A 21,341-nucleotide genomic window follows, 5' to 3' on the forward strand; every position below is an offset into this window, starting at 1 on the left:
GGGCGGGCCGGCGGGGCCGCCCCGGCCGGAAAGGGCCGCAAAGCGGCCCCGCTCTTTATTGAACCCCAGTCAATGGGCAATGCAGCACCAACCTCGCCCCACCCAACTCGCTGGCCCCCACCTCAAGCCCAAAGCCATGCAGGTCGACGATCGCCGCGACGATCGACAACCCCAGCCCGAACCCCGGGTGGCGATGGCCTTCCTCGCTGCGGTAGAAGCGTTTCAACACCGCCTCGCGCTCATCCGCCGGAATCCCCGGCCCGCTGTCCTCGACTGCGATATGCACGCCTTGATCGTCTTCGCTGGCGACCATGCGCACCTGGCCGCCTTGCGGGGTGAACTTGATTGCATTGCCTACCAGGTTGGCCAGGGCTTCGAACAGCAATTCCCGATCGCCATGCAGGGCCGCCAGTTGCGCGGGCTGCTCCAGCTGCAGACGGATGCCGCCATCCTCGGCCAGTGGCAGGTAGAAGTCGTGCAACTCCACCAGCAAGGCCTGCGGGTCGAGCTGGACGAAGCCGGCGCGGCGCTGGCGATCTTCCAGTTCGCTGATGCGCAGCAGGCCACGGAAGCGCGCCATCAGCGTGTCGGTCTCGCCGATCGCCTGGTCCAGCGCCGCGCCTTCGGCAGAGTCGGCGCCGCTTTGCTGGCGAATGCGATAGAGCTGCGCGCGCAGGCGGGTCAGGGGCGTGCGCAGGTCGTGGGCGATGTTGTCACAGACCCCCTTGACCTCATGCATCAGCCTTTCGATGCGGTCGAGCATCGCGTTGACGATGGCGGCCAGCATGTCCAGTTCATCGCGGCGCACCGACACCGGCAGGCGGTGGGTCAGGTCACCGGCGACGATAAGTTCGGCCTGGGCCTGGATCGCCCGGATGCGTTTGAGCGGTCGGCGGCGCAGCAGGTACCAGCCGGCGAAGCCTGGAATCAGGGTCAGGGAAATACCCCAAAGCAGCGCGTCGAGAATGATCCGGGTGACCACGAACAGCGAGCCGTTGTCGCGCACCAGCACCAGCCAGCGACCGTCCTGGACCTTGATCGCCACGGCGTCGCAGCTGTCGCGGGGCAGGTGCGGATCGTCGGCGTCCAGGCAGCGCTTGAGTTCGTGCACCTTGCCGTCCAGGCCCAGTTCCGGCGGGATGCTGCGGATGCGCCCGCCAATCGGGTTGAGCTGTGGGTCGAACAGGCCGTAGGCGTCGAAGCTGCGCTCCTCGAAGGCCTGGCTTGCGATCAGTGCGTCGTCCAGCTGCTTGCCGCTCATATGGGCGAACAGGTGCTGGCGTTGCAGCATGGAATGACGGGTGAGCTTGTTCAGGTAGCTGGTGACCTCGAAGTACAGCACCCCCATGAGGATGCTGCTCCAGGCCACGAACAGGAAGCTGTACAGCGCCAGCAGGCGGCTGGTGGAGGAGCTCCAGCCCTTAGACGGGTTCGGCAATGGCATAGCCGGAGCCCCGCACGGTACGGATCAGCGGGTTCTGCCCGGGCGAGTCGATCTTCTTGCGCAGACGGCCGATGTGCACGTCGATCAGGTTGGTGCCCGGGTCGAAGTGGTAGCCCCAGACTTCCTCGAAGATCATCATCCGGGTGATCACCTGGCCAGAGTGACGCATCAGGTACTCAAGCAGCTTGTACTCGGTGGGCAGCAGGTTCAGCGCCTGTTCGCCGCGGCGCGCCTCGTGGCTGATCAGGTCCAGCTCGAGGTCGGCGACCTGCAGGCGGGTCTGGGTCATCGGCACGCTGTTGCGGCGCAGCAGCACCTCGACCCGGGCGGCCATCTCGTCGGAGGCGAACGGCTTGGTCAGGTAGTCGTCGCCGCCGGCGCGCAGGCCGCGCACGCGCTCGTCGACGTCCGACAGGGCGCTGATCATCAGGATCGGCGTGGTGATCTTCAGGTTGCGCAGGGTGGTGACGATGGTCAGGCCATCGACCTCGGGCAGCATGCGGTCGAGGGTGATCAGGTCATAGCCGCCGGCGATGGCCTTGGCCAGGCCTTCACGGCCATTGTCGGCCCAGTCGACTTCCAGACCGTGGCTGGACAGTTCGGCGACGATTTCCTGGGCGGTGACGGCGTCGTCTTCGATGGTCAGTACGCGAGGCATGCTGGTTCCTGGGCGGCGAGTGGAGACCTGATTGTGCCAAAGAATAGACAACCGGCGATTTAAGAAAAATTCATCTGGCGGTCCGGGAGACGCATCTCCCCTGTAGGAGCGGGCTAGTCCCGCGAACACCGGCGAAGCCGGTGCCATGCAGCGTGGTGCCTGCTTCGCGGGGCAAGCCCGCTCCTACAGGGGCCGTGGAGTCCAAGAAAAACGGGGCATGCCATCGCTGGCATGCCCCGTCTCTACTGCAGGCTGGTGCCTCAGGCGACCTTGACGATCCAGCCTGCTGGAGCCTCGACGTCACCGCTCTGGATGCCGGTCAGCTCGGCATAGAGCTTCTGGGTAACCGGGCCGACTTCGGTTTCGCTGTGGAACACGTGTAGCTTGCCGTTGTACTGGATACCGCCGATCGGCGTGATCACCGCGGCAGTGCCGCAGGCGCCGGCTTCGACGAAACGGTCGAGCTTGTCGATTTCCACGTCGCCTTCGATCACTTTCAGGCCCAGGCGCGATTCGGCCAGTTCCATCAGCGACAGGCGGGTGATGCCCGGCAATACCGAGATCGACTTCGGCGTGACGAATTCGTTGTTGGCGGTGATGCCGAAGAAGTTGGCCGAGCCGACTTCTTCGATCTTCTTGTGGGTCAGCGGATCGAGGTAGATGCAGTCGGCGAAGCCGGCTTTCTTGGCCTCGTAGCCTGGTTGCAGGCTGGCCGCGTAGTTGCCGCCGACCTTGGCTGCGCCGGTGCCTTGCGGGGCTGCGCGGTCGTAGTCGGAGATCAGGAACTTGTGCGGGGTCATGCCGCCCTTGAAGTACGAACCGACCGGGATGGCGAAGACCGAGAAGATGAACTCGGGAGCGGTGCGCACGCCGATGTTGTCACCGGTGCCGATCACGAACGGACGCAGGTACAGCGCGCCCTTTCCGTGCGGCGGCACGAATTTTTCGTTGGCCTTGACCACCTGCTTGCAGGCTTCGATGAACTGCTCGGTCGAGACCCGTGGCATCAGCAGGCGGTCGCAGCTGCGCTGCATGCGCGCGGCGTTCTGGTCGGGGCGGAACAGGTTGATCGAACCGTCCTTGCAGCGGTAGGCCTTCAGGCCTTCGAAGCACTGCTGGCCATAGTGCAGGGCGGTGGAGCCTTCACTGATGTGCAGCACGTTGTCTTCGGTCAGGGTGCCCTTGTCCCACTCGCCGTTACGCCATACGGACAGGTAACGTTTGTCGGTCTTGATGTAGTCGAAACCCAGCTTGTCCCAGTTAATGCTTTCGTTACTCATGACACCCTCATTGCTCTGGCCCGAACACGGCGGGCTGCTTTTATATGCGCACCCCGCCACCATAATACATCCGGCGCGGATCGGGAACGGCCAGTCACACAATCCGCCGGGCGTGTACGTTCGGGTCAGTCGCTGTCGCGATGGCGATTACGATGAACGAACAGGCCTGAGCCTGTGCAGAGCAGAAATGTCACCCACATGGACCACTCTACATTCAGGTACAGACCCTGAGGCAGGAACCACTAAGCCAACACACCTGCGCCAAGCAGAGACAGCCCGGCCCATTTGCGGAGCTTTGCAGCGCGAAGGCTGTGGCGGAGCACGGCTGCTACAAGTGTGAGCAGTATCGCGGCGATGAAGGCGTTCATGGCTGTGCCTGGATAATCAGCGATTGGCTTGACCGGTCGGTCTGGGGGGGGGCACTGTCAGTGCATAGAGGTCGAATACTGGTCCATGTGTGGTAACGATCTGTCTGACGTTATCGAACTGCACATCCACCTTCCTTGGAATTTACCTTGGCCAGGAACATTGCCGTGCAGGGGGGTGTTGCTAAAGACCCCGGCTTCCGAATGATGCGTAGGAAGATTCTGAAGGTAGTCAGGTGCTTAGTCAGACATGTCTTTGCTGAATTCAGCCTAAACGCAGATAGTCCTTCAGAATCAGGCTTTCCAGAAAAACGTGGTCATGCGAGACCACCAGCAGCGCCCCCTTGAACTGTCGCAACAACTGCTCCAGCGCCTCGAGCGACGGCAGATCGAGGTGGTTGTTCGGCTCGTCGAGCAGCAGCAGGTCCAATGGCTGTTCCCGGTACAGCACGGCAGCCAACGCGACCTTGAGCCGTTCGCCGCCACTGAGCAGGGCACCGGGCAGTGCGATGCGTGCCGCATCGATGCCTAGCTGCGCCAGCCGACGATGCAGTTCGTCGCGCTGCAGGCGAGGATTGGCGGCGCGCAGATGTTCCAGGGCGCTCTGCCGTGGCCCCAGGCAACTGCCATGCTGGTCGAGCAGGGCGACTTCGCCGGTCAACCGCAGGCTGCCCGCGCGTGGCGCCAGTTCACCGGCCAGCACCCGCAACAGGGTGGACTTGCCGCTGCCGTTGTCGCCCACCACCCCCAGCCGCTGGCCCAGGCACAGGCGCAGGTCCAGCGCCGTGGTCGTGCCCCGTGGCAGGTACAACCCTTCCAGGGCCAGCACCTCGCGTCCGGCATGTCGTTGCGGCGTGGGGGCGTGCAGCATGATCGGCACCTCGCGTTCGACCTGACGTGCCGCCTGGCGCACTTGTTCGTCCAGGGTCGCCTTGGCATCCCGCAGCTCGCGGCGCTGGCGCCCGGCGGTGGCCTGGCTGCGCTGTTGCTGGCGGTCGAGCAGAATCTGCGCCTGGTTCGCCTGCCTGGCCTGGCGCCCGGCGCTGGCCTGGTGACGCTCGAGGTTCTCGCGCTGACGTTGCAATGCCTGGGCCTGGCGTTGACGCTGCTGCTTGAGGCGCAGCAGTCCCTGCGCGGCCAGTTCGGCCTGCGCGATGCTCTGCTGCCGGTAGAAGGCGAAATCGCCGCCATAGGCGCGTAAGCCAAGGGACGACAGTTCGACGATGCGTGCCATGTGCCCGAGCAGTGCCCGGTCGTGGCTGATCACCAGCAGGCCTTTTTCCCAGCCCTGGAGCATGTCCAGCAGCATGGCCCTGGCGCTGCTGTCCAGGTGGTTGCTTGGCTCGTCGAGGATCAGGTAGTCGGCCTCGCTCAGCCAGGCGCCAAGCAGGGCGACGCGCATGGCCTGGCCGCCGCTCAGGCGATTGGCCGGGCAGTGCGGGTCGAGATGACCCAGGCCATGGCGTTGCAACTGGGCCTGCAATCGCGAGCGGATGTCCCAGCGATCGCCGACTGCGTCGAAGTCCGCCGGGTCGGTGCTGCCGCGTTCGATCCGTTCGAGGGCGCGCAGGGTGCCACCGATCCGGGCCAGGTCAGCGAGAGTGGCGCTGTTGGCGAGTACCTGCTGGTCGAGATGATGCACCCGGCCATGGCGCAGGCAATGGCCCTGGCTGGGCTCGCGCAGGCCGGCCAGCAGCTGCCCGAGCAGGCTTTTGCCAACGCCGTTGCGTCCGACCAGGCCGGTGTGGCGCAGGTCGAAGGATTCGTTGAGGTCGGTGAAAAGTGGCCTGCCATCGGGCAGGACCAGGGTGACGCTGTCCAGCGTCAGGATCGACGAGTTCGTCATGCACAACTCCACTCATGCCGCGACATCCCCGGTGTGAACCGGAGGCTGAAGACTGGCCGTCAGGCTGACGGCGGCATCAATGGCGCATTGGACGAATACCTCGTGGTGTGGAGTGGGTGCAAGACTAGTCCAGCAACGCGTTGGAAGGCAACGTTTTCGCCTATACGCGTTGTCAGCACATGCGCAATCCCCTGTAGGAGCGGCCTTGTGTCGCGAAAGGGCCGCTAAGCGGCCCCGGCAATATCAGCTTCGGCGCAGAGGTCTAAGGACTGCTGCGCAGCCCTTTCGCGGCACAAGGCCGCTCCTACAAGGACTGCGCAGGGCTTGAAGGGCTCAGCGCAAGCGCCGGTTCCAGTCGCCGCCATGATCGCGCCAGCATGCCTCTTCGCTGTCGAAGCGTACATGCCAGGCCACATGGTCCAGCTCGATCCCCGCGTCGCTCAGCGCCTGGGCGGTCAACGCGATCATCCGCGCCTTGTCCGCACCGGCCAGGGCCCGGGCCTTGTCGGTGTCGTCGGTGAACACCCAGGTGATGCGCAGGCTGGCGGGGAAGTCGTCGAGGTCCACCTGGTGGGTGAGCCAGGCGAAACCGACGATCTCGCCCTGGGCGGTGGCGCAGGCTTCGGTCAGGCAGGCGACCATCTCCCGCTCCAGGCGCGCCAGGGCACGCTTGCCGCCGGCCATCAGACGTTGTCGATCTGCTGGCAGAAGCGCAGGCGGTTGCCGAACGGGTCGGCCACCTGCATCTCCAGGCCCCAGTCGACTGCCTCGGCGTGCGGTCGAGCATAGCCGTATTGTTTTGCCAGCAGTTCACGCTCCAGGGCCTTGAGGTCCTCGACCCGGGCGAACACCGCCGCGCCCGGCGTGGCGTCGCCGTGGTGCTCGGACAGGTGCAGGATCAGGCCGTCGCGGTGGACCTGCATGTACAGCGGCAGGTCCGGGGCGAAGCGGTGTTCCCAGTCGAGCTGGAAACCGAGGAAGTCGAGGTAGAACTCCCGGGCCTTGTCGACCGAGAAAATCCGCAGGATCGGAATGGCGGGGGCGAATTGCATGGGGGCGTCCTTGGCTCGAAAAAGGGCAGGGTGGTCACTTTAGCGCACTTCGCCATCGAGGCTGGCACCCGAATTGCGCGCCCGGGCGCAGCCGCTCTGGGCCGTAGCCTTGCGGCATGACTGGCGGTCCGAAAGTTTCATCATCGTTCATCTGCGCAGTTGGCCCGCTCCCTGCTATATCCCCTCAGCAAATATTGATCGAGTGGTCAGCCCGGCGTGCCTGCAAGCCCCCCGCGCTTGACCCTCAATCCGGCCACCAGGCCACGGATTTCAGGGGTTCCAGGATGTCGTTGGCGCAACAGATCGACCCACCGCAGGCAGACCCGGGCTGGAGCGCCCATCTGCAGTTGCGCTTTGTCCAGCGCGAGGGCGTGACCCGCCTTGGTGCGCGGCGTCATGTCGGACCTCTTTTGGTGCAGCGGCCGTTCTACCCGGAGGGCGCGCCGTGCCATGTCTATGTGCTGCACCCGCCCGGCGGGATCGTCGCCGGTGACCGCCTGGAGCTGGACATCCAGCTGGAGAGCGGCAGCCACGCCTTGTTGACCATGCCCGGCGCCAGCAAGTTCTATCGCAGCATCGGCCCCACCGCGCGCCTGGCCCAGCGCTTTCACCTCGCCACCGGCAGCACCCTGGAGTGGTTGCCCCAGGACAGCATCTTCTTCAACGGTGCCCGGGCCTGCCTGGACAGCCGTTTCACCCTCGAGCCCGGTGCCCGCCTGCTGGCCTGGGAGACGCTGTGCCTGGGCCGCCCGGTGATGGGCGAGCGCTTCGAGCAGGGCGCCCTGGATAGCCGATTGCGCATCGAACTGCCCGGTGAGCCCGGCCTGCACGAGCGCCTGCGCATCGAAGGCGGGCACCTGGACAAGCTGGCTGGGCACCCGCTGGTCGCCACGTTCTGCGCCGCGCCAGCTGACCAGACGCTGCTCGATCAGGTGCGCCAGACCCTCGACGAACTGGCCACGCCAGCTGGCGCGACCCTGCTCGGCCCGCTGCTGGTAATCCGCCTGCTCGACCACGACAACCAACACCTGCAACGCAACCTGCAGCGCCTCTGGCACCTGCTGCGCCCGGCCGTGCTCGGCCTGGCGCCGTGCCCGCCGCGCATCTGGGCCACCTGAAGAGAGCCGCCATGGAGCTGACCCCGCGAGAGAAAGACAAACTGCTGCTGTTCACCGCCGCCTTGCTGGCCGAGCGGCGTCTGGCCCGTGGCCTGAAACTCAACTACCCGGAAGCGGTGGCGCTGATCAGCGCCGCGGTGCTCGAAGGCGCCCGCGATGGCCGCACGGTGGCCGAGCTGATGAGCCTGGGGCGCGAAGTGCTGGTACGCGAGCAGGTGATGGCCGGCGTGCCGGAGATGCTGCACGACGTCCAGGTCGAGGCGACCTTCCCCGACGGCACCAAGCTGGTGACTGTGCATGAACCCATCGTTTAAGGAGGCCGGCATGATCCCCGGAGAAGTCCAGGTCGCCGCGGGCGACATCGAGCTCAACGTCGGCCGCCAGACCCTCAGCGTCAGCGTGGCCAACCATGGCGACCGCCCGGTGCAGGTGGGCTCGCACTACCACTTCCACGAAGTCAACGACGCCCTGGTGTTCGAGCGCGAGCCGACCCGTGGCTTTCGCCTGGACATTCCGGCCGGCACCGCGGTGCGCTTCGAGCCGGGGCAGGCGCGCACCGTGCAACTGGTGGCCTATGCCGGCAAGCGTGAGGTGTACGGCTTCCAGGGCAAGGTGATGGGCGCGCTGGAGGGCAGGGCATGAGCCGCATTTCCCGCCAGGCCTACGCTGACATGTTCGGGCCCACCGTCGGCGACCGCGTACGCCTGGCCGATACCGCGCTGTGGGTGGAGGTGGAGAAGGACTTCACGATCTACGGCGAAGAGGTCAAGTTCGGCGGCGGCAAGGTGATCCGCGACGGCATGGGCCAGGGCCAGATGCTCGCGGCCGAGGCCATGGACCTGGTGCTGACCAACGCACTGATCATCGACCACTGGGGCATCGTCAAGGCCGATATCGGCGTCAAGCACGGGCGTATCGCCGCAATCGGCAAGGCCGGCAACCCCGATGTACAGCCCGGCGTCACGGTGCCGGTGGGGCCGGGCACCGAGGTGATCGCCGCCGAAGGCAAGATCGTCACCGCCGGCGGCATCGACTCGCATATCCACTTCATCTGTCCGCAGCAGGTGGAGGAGGCGCTGACCAGCGGCGTGACCACGTTCATCGGCGGCGGCACCGGCCCTGCCACTGGCACCAACGCCACTACTTGCACCCCCGGCCCCTGGTACCTGGCGCGCATGCTTCAGGCCGCCGACTGCCTGCCGATCAACATCGGCCTGCTGGGCAAGGGCAACGCCTCGCGGCCCGAGGCCCTGCGCGAGCAGATCGCCGCCGGCGCCGTGGGCCTCAAGCTGCACGAAGACTGGGGCTCGACGCCTGCCGCCATCGACTGCTGCCTGGGGGTGGCCGAGGAGATGGACATCCAGGTGGCGATCCACACCGACACCCTCAACGAGTCGGGTTGCATCGAGGACACCCTGGCCGCTATCGGCGAGCGCACCATCCATACCTTCCACACCGAAGGGGCGGGCGGCGGCCACGCGCCGGACATCATCCGCGCGGCGGGCCAGGCCAACGTGTTGCCGTCCTCGACCAACCCGACGCTGCCCTACACCGTGAACACGGTGGACGAACACCTGGACATGCTCATGGTCTGCCACCACCTGGACCCGAGCATCGCCGAGGACGTGGCCTTCGCCGAGTCGCGCATCCGCCGCGAGACCATCGCCGCCGAGGACATCCTCCACGACATGGGCGCCTTCGCCATGACCTCGTCCGACTCCCAGGCCATGGGCCGGGTCGGCGAGGTGGTGCTGCGCACCTGGCAGGTGGCGCACCAGATGAAGCTGCGCCGCGGCCCGCTGGCGCCGGACGGTGCCTACAGCGACAACTTCCGGGTCAAGCGCTACATCGCCAAGTACACCATCAACCCTGCGCTGACCCATGGCATCGCCCACGAAGTCGGTTCGGTGGAGGTGGGCAAACTGGCCGACCTGGTGTTGTGGGCGCCGGCGTTCTTTGCGGTCAAGCCGGCCCTGGTGCTCAAGGGCGGGATGATCGCCACGGCGCCGATGGGCGATATCAACGGCTCGATCCCGACCCCGCAACCGGTGCACTACCGGCCGATGTTCGGCGCCCTGGGCGCGGCGCGGCATGCCACGCGCATGACCTTCCTGCCCCAGGCCGCACTGGACCGTGACCTGCCCCATGAGCTGAAGCTGCAAAGCCTGATCGGCGTGGCCCATGGCTGCCGGCGGGTGCGCAAGGCCGACATGATCCACAACACCCTGCAACCGCTGATCGAGGTCGACGCCCAGACCTACCAGGTGCGCGCCGATGGCGAGCTGCTGGTGTGCGAGCCGGCCCATGAGCTGCCGCTGGCGCAGCGTTATTTCCTGTTCTGAAGGAGCGAACATGATTCTCCTCACCCGTCGAATCACCCAGCCCGGCTCCATCACCGGCACAGTCACCCTCGATGTCGACAGCCGCATCAAGAGTCGACTGCGCGTGATCCTCGACGATGGCCGCGAGGCCGGTTTGATGCTCGAGCGCGGCCATCTGCTGCGCGGTGGCGAGTTGCTGTGCGATGCCGACGGTACCCAGGTGATCCAGGTACTGGCCGCGCCGGAGGCGGTGTCCACGGTGCGCTGCACCGACCCGCACCTGCTGGCCCGCGCCGCCTACCACCTGGGCAATCGCCATGTGCCGCTGCAGATCGAGCCGGGTCTGTTGCGCTACCAGCATGATCATGTGCTTGACGACATGCTGCGCGGTCTGGGGCTGGAGGTGGTCGCCGAACAGGCGCCGTTCGAGCCCGAGGCCGGCGCCTACCAGAGCGCACCCCATGGCCATTCCCATGGCCACGACCATCCGTTCGTACGCCTGCCAGCCCATTCCTGACCTCACCTTGGAGCCCACAATGAAAAAGACTTTCGCCTTGGTACTGCTGATGGTGGCCCTGCCGGCCTTCGCCCACCCTGGCCACGACGCCAACCCGCTGCAGGACGGCCTGCTGCATCCGCTGACCGGCCTCGATCACCTGCTGATGCTGCTCGGCACTGGCGTGCTCGCCGCCCTGACCCGACGCAACCTGACCCTGCCGCTGGCGACCCTGGCGGCGATGTTCGGCGGCGCGGTATGCGGCCATCTGTTCGGCGACGTGGTCGGCATGGAACAGATGATCCTCGGCTCGCTGCTGGTGGCCGCCGCCGCCATGCTGCTGCCGAGCCGGCAGTTGTTGCTGTCGCTGATCATGCCGGTGTTCGCCCTGTTCCACGGCTGGGCCCACGGCGTGGAAGCCACCCCCAGCGCCTTCTGGCAGTTCAGCGCCGGCTTCGTCACGGTCAGCGGCCTGCTGCTGGCGGTGGGCTTCGGCGTTGGCTGCCTGCTGCGTCGCCATGCGGGTCTGCAGAAAGCCTTTGGCGGCGGCCTGCTGGCTGGGGCCGCGCTGGTGCTGGCCGGCTGATGAACAGCGACCTGGCACTGCTGCGTCTGTTGCAGCTGGCCAGCCCCGGCCTGCCCGTGGGTGGCTTCACCTACTCGCAAGGCCTGGAATGGGCCGTGGAAGCCGGCTGGGTGAAGGATGCCGAGGGCTTCGCCGCCTGGCAGCGCGAGCAGTTGCACGACACCCTCGGCCATCTCGATTGGCCGCTGCTGGCGCGCCTCTACCGGGCCTGCCAGGCGGACGATGCTGAGGCCTTCGCCCACTGGAGCCTGTTCCTGCTGGCCAACCGCGAGACCGCCGAGTTGCGCCTCGAGGAGCGCCAGCGCGGCAGCGCCCTGGCGCGCCTGCTCGATGGCTGGCAGCTGGCGCAGGCTCCGGCCTGGCGCGCCAGCCTCGAACTCAGCCAGCTGGGCGGCATGGCCTGGCTCGGCGCGCACTGGTCGATCCCGCTGCGCCAGCTCGCCCTGGGCCATGGCTTTGCCTGGCTGGAAGGCGCGGTGATGGCGGGGGTGAAGCTGGTGCCGTTCGGTCAGCAAGCCGCCCAGACCTTGCTCCGCGACCTGGGTGAGGCACTGCCCGCCGTGCTTGACCATGCCCTGGCGCTCGACGACGACCAGCTCGGCGGCGGCCTGCCGCTGCTGGCCATCGCCTCATCGCGTCACGAAACCCAATACACCCGTTTGTTCCGTTCCTGAGGACTGCCTAGATGGAAAACTACCAGCAACCCCTGCGCGTCGGTGTCGGCGGCCCGGTTGGTTCCGGCAAGACCGCGCTGCTCGAGTGCCTGTGCAAGGCCATGCGCGACCATTACCAGATCGCCGTGGTGACCAACGATATCTACACCAAGGAAGACCAGCGCATCCTCACCGAGGCCGGGGCCCTGGCGCCCGAGCGCATCGTCGGTGTCGAGACCGGCGGCTGCCCGCATACCGCCATCCGCGAGGACGCCTCGATGAACCTGGCTGCCGTCGAGGATCTGGCGCGCAGGTTCGGCAACCTCGAAGTGATCTTCGTCGAGAGTGGCGGCGACAACCTCAGCGCCACCTTCAGCCCGGAGCTGGCCGACCTGACCATCTACGTGATCGACGTCGCCGAGGGCGAGAAGATCCCGCGCAAGGGCGGGCCGGGCATCACCAAGTCGGATTTCCTGGTGATCAACAAGACCGACCTGGCGCCTTATGTCGGTGCTTCGCTGGAAGTGATGGAGCGTGATACCCGGCGCATGCGCCCGGAGCGGCCATGGACGTTCAGCAACTTGAAGAAAGGCGAGGGGTTGCAGGCAGTGATCGATTTCATCGTCGAGCGAGGGATGTTGGGAGAAAGAGGTTGTAGGAGTAATGGCGTGTGAGCCCTTTATTCGATTGATTTCCTACGGCTTTGAAGAGGGTTTCAGGCGGCGGAGTGGGCTTTTCCTAAAGCTGATTGGCCCGGCTGACAGATAAAGTCTGTCGGGCTGCAGGGGAAAGAATTCGCCGGTGGTAAATGAAACCAAGACTCATTGAAAGGACACCGTATGAAAAAGGTTGTATTGGCAGCGTTTTTTGCATCTGCTGGTTTGATCCAGGCTGCCCATGGCGATGAAATGGCGGGCGCAGTCGTTGCCAAAGGGCATTCGCCGTTCAGTCGTGACGACGCTGGCGTACAGCGGCTGCAGCTTGCCGCAGGGTACATTGGCGATATCGGGTCTGGATCATGCCCGTCCGGGACGGAGCGCACGCCGGCCGGAACCTGTCAGCCTCCCTTCGATTTTGATTGACCGCAGCTGCCGAACCTAGCGAGCCAGCGCCTGGTTCGGCTTGTAGAACAGAAAGTGCGTGGTCTCGGCCGTCTTGCGGTAGGCCTTGGCCCAGTCCGGGTTCACATTGCGGTCGTGGAAGTACAGCGCGCCGCCGGTAGGGTCCTGCAACTGCTGGTTGAGGGCCTTGCGGGCGATTTCCTTGGCCACCGTGTAGCGTCCCTCCTCTTCCACCAGGTCGGGGCGCCCGTCGCACCACCAGGAGAACTGGCAGCTCTTGCTCTCCACCCCTTGCTTGACCACCCCGCAGATGCTGTCGGGGAAGCCCTCGTGACCGAGGCGGTTGAGCACCACGCTGGCCACCGCGCTCATGTCCTTGGTGTCGGCGCCCTTGGCCTCCCAGTAGATGGTGCGTGCCAGGCAGGTGATGCTGTCGTCCATCGGCGCCTGGCCGGCCGGGTCGACGGCCTGGGCTTCACCGGGGGTGAGGGTTTCCTGCTTTTTCGGCGGTGGCGCATCCTCGACCACCTTTTCTTCCAGCACCTGTGCCTTGTCTTCGGCGATCGCGGCCTTCTGGCTGTCGGCGGCGGAGAGGGGGCCTGCAAGCAGGGTCAGGGACAGGCCGAACAGCATCCACGATAGGCGCATGGTCGAGTTTCCGCGAGATGGGCTGTCCACAGTCTAGCCGTATCGCTTCAACTGAGCGTCAAGGTCAGCACCAGTGGCAGGGTCGCGGCGGCGACGATGGTCTGCAGGGCGATGATGGTGGCCATCAGGGGGGCGTTGCCACCCATTTGCCGGGCCATCACGTAGGATGACGAGGCGGTGGGCAGGGCCTGGAAAAGCACCGCTACTACGGCTGCCTGGCCGCTCAGTCCGAGCAGCCGGCACAAGCCCCAGGTGGTCAGCGGCATGACCAGGAACTTGAACAGCGACGCCGCCACCAGCGGTTTGACTTGCTGGCCCAGGCGCGCGCCACCCAGTGCCGCACCGACGCACAGCAGGCCCAAGGGCAACGCTGCCTGGCCCAGGGCCTTGATCGTGGGTTCCAGACCTGCCGGCAGGCCCAGGCCGGTCACCCGTAGCAGCAGCCCCCCGGCGCAGCCGATGATCAGCGGGTTGGCGAAGATCGCCCTGAGCACGGTGGCCGCTGAACTGTGGCGAGCGCTGAAACGGGCGAAGACCAGCACGCAGAGCAGGTTGACCAGGGGCACGATGGCGGCGTTGGCCACCGCCGCCAGGGCGATGCCGGCCGTGCCGTAGATACCGGCGGCCAGGGTCGCGCCAATATAGTTGTTGAAGCGTACGCCACCCTGGAACACCGAGGTGAAGTCGGCGCCGTCATGGCTGGCGGCGCTCTGGTAGAGCACCAGCAGCAGGGCGCCGAGCAGCGTCGAGAGCATCAGCACGGCGACCATACCCAGTACCGGCACGCCGTCGAGGTTGGCCGTGGCCAGGCCGTGGAGGAACAGCGATGGCAGCAGCACGTAGTAGCTCAGGCGCTCGGCGCCGGGCCAGAAGGTTTCGGCGAGAAAACCACGCACTCGCAGCCAGGTGCCCAGGGCGATGAGCAGGATGATCGGGACGAGGGTGGTGAGCAGCAGATGGAGCATGGGCGTGGGTCCGTGGTCGGGTACAGCCACAGACTAGCGGAGTGCAGTGAGCAGAAAAAACGGTGTTTTCTTTAGCGACCGTTGAGGAAAACTGCACGTATAAAGAGTCCACTCCTGCAGGACTGAGTGATCTCAGGCCTCCAGCGCGGTCCTCAACACCGCGCTCAAGTGCCGGCGCTGACTCTTCTCATGCTCCAGCAGCACCATGCGCCGGGTCAGCTGCGGTTCGCCGAAGGGCAGCACGCTGGCGGCAGGCAGTCGTTCGACGTCCTCGTCGCTCATGGGAATGACCGCCACACCCAAGCCCATGGCCGCCATCCGCGCCAGGGCCTCCTGGCTGTCCAGTTCCATCTGCTCGTTGACCTGCAGGCGCTGGCGGCGCAGTTCCTGTTCGATCTGCCGGCCGGCCCAGGCGCGCTTGTCGAAGCGCAGGAATGGCTGGCTGGCGAGCAGCGCTGGCAGGCTTTGGCCGGCCAGGTCCGGGCTGGCGATGGCCCAGAAGCGGTCCTCGAACAGCGGCGTGTACTGCAGGCTCCGCGGGTAGGGGCTGACCGGCTCGGTGGTGATCGCCGCGTCCAGCTCGCCATCCTCGACCCGGCGGGCGAGCTCCGCCGACATGCCAGAGACCACGCTGACATGCAGTTCGGGATGGTGCGCCTTGATCCACACCAGCGCCCTGGGCAGGCGCCGGGCGAGCACGGTGTGGATCGCGCCGATGCGCAGGCGCCCGCGCAGGCTCGGGCCACCGGCCAGGGTGTCTGCCAGTTCGTCGTAGGCCGCCAGGATGCTTTCAGCACGTGCCACGGCCAACTGGCCGGCCTCGGTCAGCACGACCTGACGGCGGCTGCGGTCGAACAGGGCGACCTGCAGCTCGTCCTCCAGGGTCTTGATGTGCAGGCTCACCGCCGACGGGGTCAGGCTCAGCAGGTCGGCGGCCCGGGCGAAGGTGCCGTGGCGGGCGATGGTGACCAGGGTGCGCAGGGCTTTGAGGGACACGCGAGGCAGGCTCCGGATGCTGGCAGGACCCGGGTACGATACGCGAATGTGGGCCTCAGCGCCCGGGGCGACCATAGGCCTGGCTGATGCGGTCGATGACCATCGCCAGGGCGACGATCGCTAGCCCCGCCTCGACGCCCTGGCCGACGTTCAGGGTCTGGATCCCGGCCAGTACGTCCTCGCCCAGCCCGCGGGCGCCGATCATTGAGGCCACTACCACCATCGACAGCGCCATCATCACCGACTGGTTGAGCCCGGCCATGATGCTTGGCAGAGCCAGCGGCAGGGCGATGCGCCGCAGGCGCTGCCAGCGACTGGCGCCCAGGCCGTGGGCGGCCTGCAGCAGCGATGGGTCGATCTGCGCCAGGCCCAGGTCGGTCAGGCGCACCAGCGGCGGCAAGGCATAGATGAGGGTGGCGAACACCGCTGGCACCTTGCCCAGGCCGAACAGCATCAATACCGGGATCAGGTAGACGAAGGCCGGCAGCGTCTGCATCACGTCGAGCACCGGCAACACCAGGCGCCGGGCCAGTGGCCGGGTGGCCAGCAGGATGCCTAGCGGCACGCCGACCAGCACGCACAGGCCGGTGCTCACCAGGACCAGGGCGAGGGTCTGCAGCAGTTTGTCCCACAGGCCGAGCATGCCGATCAGCGCCAGCAGCAGCGGTAACACTAATGCTCGTGCCAGGCTGCGGCTGGCGTGCCAGGCCAAAAGCCCGACCAGCAGCAACAGCATCCACCAGGGCAGCAGCCGGAGCAGGTTTTCCAGGCCTAGCAGCAGTTGCAGCAGCTGGTCGGAGATGCTGCGCAGGTGATCGCCATAGTGCAGCACCAGCCAGTCGACCAGGCGGTTGACCCAGGCGGCGAAGGAAAATTGCAGGGCTTCGGGGAAACCACCACTCACAGGCCGGCCTCGACCTTGGCGGCTTTTTCGGCGGGTAGCCAGGCTTTCCACACAGCGGGGTTGTCGCGCAGGAAGGCGAGGGCGGCCTCGCGTGGTGGCTGGCGGGTCTCGCTCATGCGTGCCAGGGCCTTGTTCAGGGTGGCGATGGGCAGGTCGACCTTTTCGAACACCGCGACCAGCTCGGGGTGGGCGTCACGGAATGCCTTCGACACGCCGATCGAGAGCTTGGCCGGCAACGAGCGGGTGCCTTTCGGGTTGGGGTTGGCGGCATCGGTGAGGGTGGCCCAGGCGGCCGAGTCGAACGGGGGTTCTTCGAGGCGTACCAGGTCGTAGCGGCCCATCAGCGGCGTGGGGCTCCAGTAGTAGAACAGCACAGGCTTGCCGAGCTTGATCTTGGCGGCGATCTCGGCGTCGAGGGCGGCGCCGGTGCCGCTGCGGAAGTTGTTGTACAACCCGTCCAGGCCATAGGCCTTGAGCTTCTGGCTGTTGACGGTCTCGGACGTCCAGCCGCTGGGGCTGTTGAGGAAGCGGCCCTTGCCGGGCGCCTCGGGGTCGTCGAATACCTGGGGGTAGCGCTTGAGGTCGTCGACGCTGCGCAGGTCCGGCGCCAGCGGTGCGAGGTTGCGTGCAGGGTCCCCCTTGATCACGTAGGCCGGTACCCACCAGCCTTCCTCGGCGTTCTTCACCGTGTCGCCGAGGGCGAACACCTGGCCGGCCTGTTCGGCCTTGACCCAGGCGGGGCTGCGTCCGGCCCATTCCTCGGCGATCACCTGCAGGTCGTTGCGCGACAGGGCCACCTCCATGCTGACGGTGCTGCCGGGGAGGGTGTCGGTGGGGTAGCCGTAACCGTGTTCGACGATCAGGCGCAGGATTTCGGTGGTCAGGGCGCCGCTTTCCCAGCCGATGGCGCCGAAATGGATGGGGGCGGGTTGTTCGGCGGACGCCGCGCTATCGGTGGTGGCCAGGCCGATGGCCAGCAGCAGGCTGGCCAGCAGGGTGGGGGCTTTCTTCATCGGGGCCTCGTCGGTTGCCGGTCCTTGGGTTCCGGCAGAAGTGTAGACGACGAGGTTGCCGGGGCTGCTTCGCAGCCCTTTCGCGGCACAAGGCCGCTCCTACAGGGTCTGACGTGGACTCTGTAGGAGCGGCCTTGTGCCGCGAAAGGGCCGCAAAGCGGCCCCGACGGGGTGGGCTCAAACGCGGAACTGATCCATCAACCCCTGCTGCTGGTTGGCCAGGCTGTTGAGCGACTGGCTGACTCGCGCCGACTCATTGGCCTGGCCGCTCAGCGACTCGGTCACGTCACGGATGGTGGCGACGTTGCTGTTGATCTCCTCGGCCACCGCGCTCTGCTCCTCGGCGGCACTGGCGATCTGCAGGTTCATGTCGGTGATTACGGTCACCGCCTGGCCGATGCGTTGAAGCGCGGTGACGGCCTGGCCGACCTGCTCCACGCCGCCCTGGGCCTGGCGGTGGCTGCTGTCCATGGCGCCGACCACTTCCTGGGTGCCGGCCTGCAGGGCCTCGATCACCTGGCGGGTTTCCTCCACCGACTCCTGGGTGCGGCGGGCGAGGTTGCGCACTTCGTCGGCGACCACGGCAAAGCCACGGCCGGCTTCACCGGCACGGGCGGCCTCGATGGCGGCGTTGAGCGCCAGCAGGTTGGTCTGCTCGGCGATCGAACGAATTACCTCGAGCACCGAACCGATCTTCTCGCTGTTGCGCGCCAGCCCCTCGACCTGGGCCATGGCGCCGCTCATGTCGGCGGCCAGGGTGTCGATGCTGGTGGTGGTGCGGTCGATCACCGCCAGGCCCTCGCGGGTTGCCTGGTCGGCTTCGCGCGCGGCCTGGGCGGCCTGGGCCGCGCTACGGGCGACGTCCTGGGCGGTGGCGCTCATCTCGTGGGAGGCGGTGGCCACCTGGTCGACCTGACGGTACTGCTGCTCCATGCCGGCGCTGGTCTCGGCGGCAATCGCCGCCGACTGGTCGGCGGTGCCGCGGGCGGCCTGCACCGAGCGTTTCACCTCGGCGATGGTCGGCTGCAGCTTGTCGAGGAAGCGGTTGAACCAACCGGCCAGCTCGCCCAGCTCGTCCTGTTTGTCGTACTGCAGGCGGCGGGTCAGGTCGCCTTCGCCGCTGGCGATGTCCTTGAGCATGGCGGCCACGCCGAGGATCGGTTTGGTCACGCCGCGGGCCATCAGCCACACCAGCAGCAGGCCGGCGATGGCGGCGGCCAGGCCCAGGCCCAGCTCGAGCAGGGTGCCGCTGGTATTGAGGGCGTCGAGTTCAACCTTGAGGGCCTCAGCCGGGCCGGTCAGGGCGCTTTCCGGCACGTCCAGCAGCACGCCCCAGGGCTTGCCGCCGGGGATAGGTTCGAACGCGGCCAGCACCTTCAGGCGCTGCTGGTCATGGAGGATCTGCAGCTTGCCGTCGGCGAGCTTGCGTACCAGCTCGGCGCCCTGGGTCCGGTCGACCTGGTCGAAGCGCTGGGCCAGCTTGCCGGCGTCGGCGCTGTAGCCGGCCAGCAGGCCCACGGGGCTGAGGATGCCCACGGTGGTCTGGCCTTCGTAGAGGCTGCGGCTGGCGGTCTGGCTCAGGGCCTGGAGGCTGTTGAGGTTGATGTCGATGGACAGGGTGGCGATGACCTTGTCACCGGCCTTGAGCGGGAACACGATGCTGGTCATCAGCACGCGCTGGCCGTCGATGTCATAGAAGTACGGCTCGACCACGCACACCGTGCCGGTGCTGCGCGGGCACACCCACCAGGTGTTGGCCGGCTGGCCGCTGGGGCCGATCTCGGTGTTGGCCATGTCGTGCTCGGGCAGGGCCATCGAGGTCAGCTGGCCGACCCGCGGCTGCGACCAGTACAGGGCGAAACGCCCGGTCTCGTTGCTGCCCAGCTCGCTCTGGCCGGCGAACAGCTTGTCCTTGCCATCCAGCGCGCCCGGCTCGAACACCAGCGACAGGCCGAGCAGGTCGGGGTTGGCCTGCAGCGCGGCACGCACCTGGGCGGTCATGTCCTGGCGCAGGTCGTAGGCGTCGAGGAAGCGTTTCTCCGCCTGCTCGCGCAGGAACAGCACCTGGCGGGCGAAGCCGGCGCCGTACTGGTAGGCGTCCATGAACTGGCGGCGGATGTTCAGGGCCTGGACCTCGCCCTGGGACTCGATGCGCGACTGGGCCGAGTCGGAGAGCATGCGCATGCTGCTGGCTTTCACCAGGTCCGAACTGTGGTCCATGCGGTACAGCGAAAGGCCGACGAGCAGGGTGACGATGGCCGCCAGGCACAGGCCCGCCAGCAGGGTGATCTTCCATTGGATGGAGAGTTGTCGCAGCAAAGGCATGGGGAAAATCCCTTGTAATAGGTTTGATGCTGCCGACTGTGTCGGCCTGCTCGGATTTTTCTTTATTCAAACGTTCAATTAAACCCTGCGACTTTCGTCTATTTCCTACGCGATGTTGCGGCGCAGACGCTTTTGACTTCTGCCGGCCTGTGCTTCAGAGTGTGCGCCCTTCATAACAACATCCCCTGGTCCGGCCACTGCCCGCGCGCAGTCTGTCGCCGGAATGCCCGCTTTTTGTCTGTCGTAACGAGGTTCGCACACCATGAATGCAGTGATTGCCGCGGTCGGGCTCATGCTGATCCTGAGCCTGTCCCGCGTGCATGTGGTCATCGCCCTGATCATCGGCGCCCTGGCCGGAGGCCTGGTCGGTGGCTTGGGTATCGAGGGTACGCTCAAGGCCTTCAACGGAGGCCTGGGTGGCGGGGCCACGGTGGCCCTGTCCTATGCCTTGCTCGGCGCCTTCGCGGTGGCCATCGCCAAGTCCGGGCTGGCCCATGCCCTGGCCGACCGGGCGCTGGCGATGATCGATCGCCAGGGCCATGCCGACGGTGGCAAGGTCAAGTGGTTGCTGGTCGGCCTGATGCTGGTGGTGGCGGTGTCGTCGCAGAACATCCTGCCGATCCACATCGCCTTCATTCCCTTGCTGGTGCCGCCGCTGCTGTACGTGCTGACCCGCCTGCGCATCGACCGCCGGCTGATTGCCTGCGTGATCACCTTCGGCCTGATCACCCCGTACATGTTCCTGCCAGTGGGCTTCGGCAATATCTTCCTCAACGAGATCCTGCTGGCCAACGTCAGCCGCGCCGGGGTGGACGTCAGCGGCGTCAACGTGACCCACGCCATGGCCATCCCGGCGGCGGGCATGCTCGCCGGCCTGTTGCTGGCGGTGTGCTTCAGCTACCGCAAGAAGCGTGACTACGATCTGGCGCGCATCGAGCAGGTCGAGCAGGTCAGCGTGCAGTACAACCCGGTGACCCTGTTGGTGGCGGGGGTGGCGATCGCCGCCGCGTTCATCATCCAGCTGTGGCTGGACTCGATGATCATCGGCGCGATGGTCGGTTTCCTGATCTTCTCGCTGTCGGGCATCGTGCGCTGGAAGGACACCGACGACCTGTTCACCGAAGGCATGAAGATGATGGCGATGATCGGCTTCATCATGATCGCCGCCTCCGGCTTCGCCGAAGTGATGAAGGCCACCGGCGAGGTGAAGAGCCTGGTGGAAACCTCGGCCCAGTGGATCGACCACAGCAAGGGCATCGGCGCGCTGCTGATGCTGCTGGTGGGGCTGCTGGTGACCATGGGTATCGGCTCGTCGTTCTCCACCGTGCCGATCCTGGCGGCGATCTTCGTGCCACTATGCGTGCAGTTGGGCTTCGACCCCCTGGCCACCGTGTGCATCGTCGGTACCGCCGGCGCCTTGGGCGACGCCGGCTCGCCGGCGTCGGACTCGACCCTGGGGCCGACCTCGGGGCTGAACGTGGACGGGCAGCACCACCATATCTGGGATACCGTGGTGCCGACGTTCATTCACTACAACCTGCCGCTGTTGGCGTTTGGCTGGTTGGCGGCGATGACGCTCTGACCCGTTGTCACGACGCACGCTGTCTCTG

At 66.4% G+C, this 21,341-nt stretch carries 22 protein-coding genes and 1 pseudogene; 10 read left to right on the forward strand and 13 right to left on the reverse strand.

Features of this window, described 5'->3' with window-relative positions; translation table 11 throughout:
• Positions 1-55: 55 nt before the first annotated feature.
• The 6 genes from V0R62_RS15230 to V0R62_RS15255 form a co-directional block, all read right to left on the reverse strand.
• Positions 56-1,444 carry a sensor histidine kinase gene (locus tag V0R62_RS15230; RefSeq protein ID WP_330104334.1) on the reverse strand — a complete coding sequence of 463 codons (1,389 nt, stop codon included), beginning with the start codon at positions 1,442-1,444 and terminating at the stop codon, positions 56-58.
• Positions 1,422-2,102, reverse strand: coding sequence for a response regulator transcription factor (locus tag V0R62_RS15235; protein ID WP_050706019.1), 681 nt, complete (start codon positions 2,100-2,102; stop codon positions 1,422-1,424). The genes V0R62_RS15230 and V0R62_RS15235 overlap by 23 nt, the downstream gene beginning before the upstream one ends.
• Before the next feature lie 260 nt (positions 2,103-2,362).
• Positions 2,363-3,382, reverse strand: a complete 1,020-nt coding sequence (locus tag V0R62_RS15240; RefSeq protein ID WP_028690746.1) for a branched-chain amino acid aminotransferase — start codon at positions 3,380-3,382, stop codon at positions 2,363-2,365.
• 630 nt (positions 3,383-4,012) lie between these two features.
• Complete coding sequence (locus V0R62_RS15245) at positions 4,013-5,593, reverse strand: ATP-binding cassette domain-containing protein (protein WP_330104335.1); 1,581 nt, start codon at positions 5,591-5,593, stop codon at positions 4,013-4,015.
• Positions 5,594-5,926: 333 nt separating this feature from the next.
• Entirely contained in the window at positions 5,927-6,280 is a 354-nt protein-coding gene (locus tag V0R62_RS15250) for a hypothetical protein (RefSeq protein WP_186733310.1), read from the reverse strand.
• Positions 6,277-6,645 carry a glyoxalase superfamily protein gene (locus V0R62_RS15255; protein ID WP_050706017.1) on the reverse strand — a complete coding sequence of 123 codons (369 nt, stop codon included), beginning with the start codon at positions 6,643-6,645 and terminating at the stop codon, positions 6,277-6,279. The genes V0R62_RS15250 and V0R62_RS15255 overlap by 4 nt, the downstream gene beginning before the upstream one ends.
• 284 nt (positions 6,646-6,929) lie before the next feature.
• On the opposite strand from V0R62_RS15255, the gene V0R62_RS15260 reads away from it, so the two are divergent.
• The 9 genes from V0R62_RS15260 to V0R62_RS15300 all read left to right on the forward strand — a co-directional run bounded on the left by V0R62_RS15260 (position 6,930) and on the right by V0R62_RS15300 (position 12,901).
• Positions 6,930-7,763, forward strand: a complete 834-nt coding sequence (locus V0R62_RS15260; RefSeq protein ID WP_330104336.1) for an urease accessory protein UreD — start codon at positions 6,930-6,932, stop codon at positions 7,761-7,763.
• A gap of 11 nt (positions 7,764-7,774) precedes the next feature.
• Positions 7,775-8,077 (forward strand): urease subunit gamma, encoded by a 303-nt coding sequence (locus tag V0R62_RS15265; RefSeq protein WP_038706005.1) that lies wholly within the window; start codon positions 7,775-7,777, stop codon positions 8,075-8,077.
• A 10-nt stretch (positions 8,078-8,087) separates the two neighbouring features.
• Complete coding sequence (locus V0R62_RS15270) at positions 8,088-8,405, forward strand: urease subunit beta (protein ID WP_186714494.1); 318 nt, start codon at positions 8,088-8,090, stop codon at positions 8,403-8,405.
• The gene (ureC, locus tag V0R62_RS15275; protein WP_330104337.1) at positions 8,402-10,105 is read left to right on the forward strand and encodes an urease subunit alpha; all 1,704 of its coding nucleotides are present in this window, start codon (positions 8,402-8,404) and stop codon (positions 10,103-10,105) included. Before V0R62_RS15270 ends, ureC begins: the two co-directional genes overlap by 4 nt.
• Positions 10,106-10,115: 10 nt before the next feature.
• Positions 10,116-10,601 (forward strand): urease accessory protein UreE, encoded by a 486-nt coding sequence (gene ureE / locus V0R62_RS15280; protein ID WP_330104338.1) that lies wholly within the window; start codon positions 10,116-10,118, stop codon positions 10,599-10,601.
• Positions 10,602-10,620: 19 nt separating this feature from the next.
• On the forward strand, positions 10,621-11,166 hold the full coding sequence (locus tag V0R62_RS15285; protein WP_330104339.1) for a HupE/UreJ family protein: 546 nt from the start codon (positions 10,621-10,623) through the stop codon (positions 11,164-11,166).
• Entirely contained in the window at positions 11,166-11,840 is a 675-nt protein-coding gene (locus V0R62_RS15290) for an urease accessory protein UreF (RefSeq protein WP_330104340.1), read from the forward strand. Before V0R62_RS15285 ends, V0R62_RS15290 begins: the two co-directional genes overlap by 1 nt.
• Positions 11,841-11,851: 11 nt before the next feature.
• Positions 11,852-12,493, forward strand: coding sequence for an urease accessory protein UreG (gene ureG, locus V0R62_RS15295; protein WP_330104341.1), 642 nt, complete (start codon positions 11,852-11,854; stop codon positions 12,491-12,493).
• 165 nt (positions 12,494-12,658) lie between these two features.
• Positions 12,659-12,901 (forward strand): hypothetical protein, encoded by a 243-nt coding sequence (locus V0R62_RS15300; protein ID WP_330104342.1) that lies wholly within the window; start codon positions 12,659-12,661, stop codon positions 12,899-12,901.
• 15 nt (positions 12,902-12,916) lie between these two features.
• Here V0R62_RS15300 and V0R62_RS15305 read toward each other — a convergent pair whose 3' ends face one another.
• The 7 genes and pseudogenes from V0R62_RS15305 to V0R62_RS26860 form a co-directional block, all read right to left on the reverse strand.
• Complete coding sequence (locus V0R62_RS15305; protein ID WP_330104343.1) at positions 12,917-13,528, reverse strand: cell wall hydrolase; 612 nt, start codon at positions 13,526-13,528, stop codon at positions 12,917-12,919.
• 47 nt (positions 13,529-13,575) lie between these two features.
• Entirely contained in the window at positions 13,576-14,493 is a 918-nt protein-coding gene (locus V0R62_RS15310; protein WP_330104344.1) for an AEC family transporter, read from the reverse strand.
• Positions 14,494-14,625: 132 nt separating this feature from the next.
• Entirely contained in the window at positions 14,626-15,489 is an 864-nt protein-coding gene (locus V0R62_RS15315) for a LysR family transcriptional regulator (RefSeq protein WP_330104345.1), read from the reverse strand.
• A gap of 55 nt (positions 15,490-15,544) precedes the next feature.
• Complete coding sequence (locus V0R62_RS15320; protein WP_330104346.1) at positions 15,545-16,393, reverse strand: ABC transporter permease; 849 nt, start codon at positions 16,391-16,393, stop codon at positions 15,545-15,547.
• Positions 16,390-17,406, reverse strand: coding sequence for an ABC transporter substrate-binding protein (locus tag V0R62_RS15325; RefSeq protein ID WP_330104347.1), 1,017 nt, complete (start codon positions 17,404-17,406; stop codon positions 16,390-16,392). Before V0R62_RS15325 ends, V0R62_RS15320 begins: the two co-directional genes overlap by 4 nt.
• Positions 17,407-17,583: 177 nt before the next feature.
• On the reverse strand, positions 17,584-18,339 hold the full coding sequence (locus V0R62_RS26855) for a methyl-accepting chemotaxis protein (protein ID WP_371041468.1): 756 nt from the start codon (positions 18,337-18,339) through the stop codon (positions 17,584-17,586).
• Positions 18,340-18,441: 102 nt separating this feature from the next.
• A pseudogene (locus V0R62_RS26860) lies at positions 18,442-19,731 on the reverse strand (HAMP domain-containing protein); the annotation flags it as partial.
• A gap of 262 nt (positions 19,732-19,993) precedes the next feature.
• On the opposite strand from V0R62_RS26860, the gene V0R62_RS15335 reads away from it, so the two are divergent.
• Complete coding sequence (locus V0R62_RS15335) at positions 19,994-21,313, forward strand: Na+/H+ antiporter family protein (protein ID WP_330104348.1); 1,320 nt, start codon at positions 19,994-19,996, stop codon at positions 21,311-21,313.
• Positions 21,314-21,341 lie beyond the last annotated feature (28 nt).

The organism is Pseudomonas carassii (genome assembly GCF_036324045.1).
GTDB lineage: Bacteria > Pseudomonadota > Gammaproteobacteria > Pseudomonadales > Pseudomonadaceae > Aquipseudomonas > Aquipseudomonas peradeniyensis.

What these genes read in the sequence shown, in the direction of transcription:
- V0R62_RS15230 (WP_330104334.1), bottom strand. Translation starts at nt 1,444, where the DNA reads ATGCCATTGCCGAACCCGTCTAAGGGCTGGAGCTCCTCCACCAGCCGC.
- V0R62_RS15235 (WP_050706019.1), bottom strand. Translation starts at nt 2,102, where the DNA reads ATGCCTCGCGTACTGACCATCGAAGACGACGCCGTCACCGCCCAGGAA.
- V0R62_RS15240 (WP_028690746.1), bottom strand. Translation starts at nt 3,382, where the DNA reads ATGAGTAACGAAAGCATTAACTGGGACAAGCTGGGTTTCGACTACATC.
- V0R62_RS15245 (WP_330104335.1), bottom strand. Translation starts at nt 5,593, where the DNA reads ATGACGAACTCGTCGATCCTGACGCTGGACAGCGTCACCCTGGTCCTG.
- V0R62_RS15255 (WP_050706017.1), bottom strand. Translation starts at nt 6,645, where the DNA reads ATGCAATTCGCCCCCGCCATTCCGATCCTGCGGATTTTCTCGGTCGAC.
- V0R62_RS15260 (WP_330104336.1), top strand. Translation starts at nt 6,930, where the DNA reads ATGTCGTTGGCGCAACAGATCGACCCACCGCAGGCAGACCCGGGCTGG.
- V0R62_RS15265 (WP_038706005.1), top strand. Translation starts at nt 7,775, where the DNA reads ATGGAGCTGACCCCGCGAGAGAAAGACAAACTGCTGCTGTTCACCGCC.
- V0R62_RS15270 (WP_186714494.1), top strand. Translation starts at nt 8,088, where the DNA reads ATGATCCCCGGAGAAGTCCAGGTCGCCGCGGGCGACATCGAGCTCAAC.
- ureC (WP_330104337.1), top strand. Translation starts at nt 8,402, where the DNA reads ATGAGCCGCATTTCCCGCCAGGCCTACGCTGACATGTTCGGGCCCACC.
- ureE (WP_330104338.1), top strand. Translation starts at nt 10,116, where the DNA reads ATGATTCTCCTCACCCGTCGAATCACCCAGCCCGGCTCCATCACCGGC.
- V0R62_RS15285 (WP_330104339.1), top strand. Translation starts at nt 10,621, where the DNA reads ATGAAAAAGACTTTCGCCTTGGTACTGCTGATGGTGGCCCTGCCGGCC.
- V0R62_RS15290 (WP_330104340.1), top strand. Translation starts at nt 11,166, where the DNA reads ATGAACAGCGACCTGGCACTGCTGCGTCTGTTGCAGCTGGCCAGCCCC.
- ureG (WP_330104341.1), top strand. Translation starts at nt 11,852, where the DNA reads ATGGAAAACTACCAGCAACCCCTGCGCGTCGGTGTCGGCGGCCCGGTT.
- V0R62_RS15300 (WP_330104342.1), top strand. Translation starts at nt 12,659, where the DNA reads ATGAAAAAGGTTGTATTGGCAGCGTTTTTTGCATCTGCTGGTTTGATC.
- V0R62_RS15305 (WP_330104343.1), bottom strand. Translation starts at nt 13,528, where the DNA reads ATGCGCCTATCGTGGATGCTGTTCGGCCTGTCCCTGACCCTGCTTGCA.
- V0R62_RS15310 (WP_330104344.1), bottom strand. Translation starts at nt 14,493, where the DNA reads ATGCTCCATCTGCTGCTCACCACCCTCGTCCCGATCATCCTGCTCATC.
- V0R62_RS15325 (WP_330104347.1), bottom strand. Translation starts at nt 17,406, where the DNA reads ATGAAGAAAGCCCCCACCCTGCTGGCCAGCCTGCTGCTGGCCATCGGC.
- V0R62_RS26855 (WP_371041468.1), bottom strand. Translation starts at nt 18,339, where the DNA reads ATGGAGCAGCAGTACCGTCAGGTCGACCAGGTGGCCACCGCCTCCCAC.
- V0R62_RS15335 (WP_330104348.1), top strand. Translation starts at nt 19,994, where the DNA reads ATGAATGCAGTGATTGCCGCGGTCGGGCTCATGCTGATCCTGAGCCTG.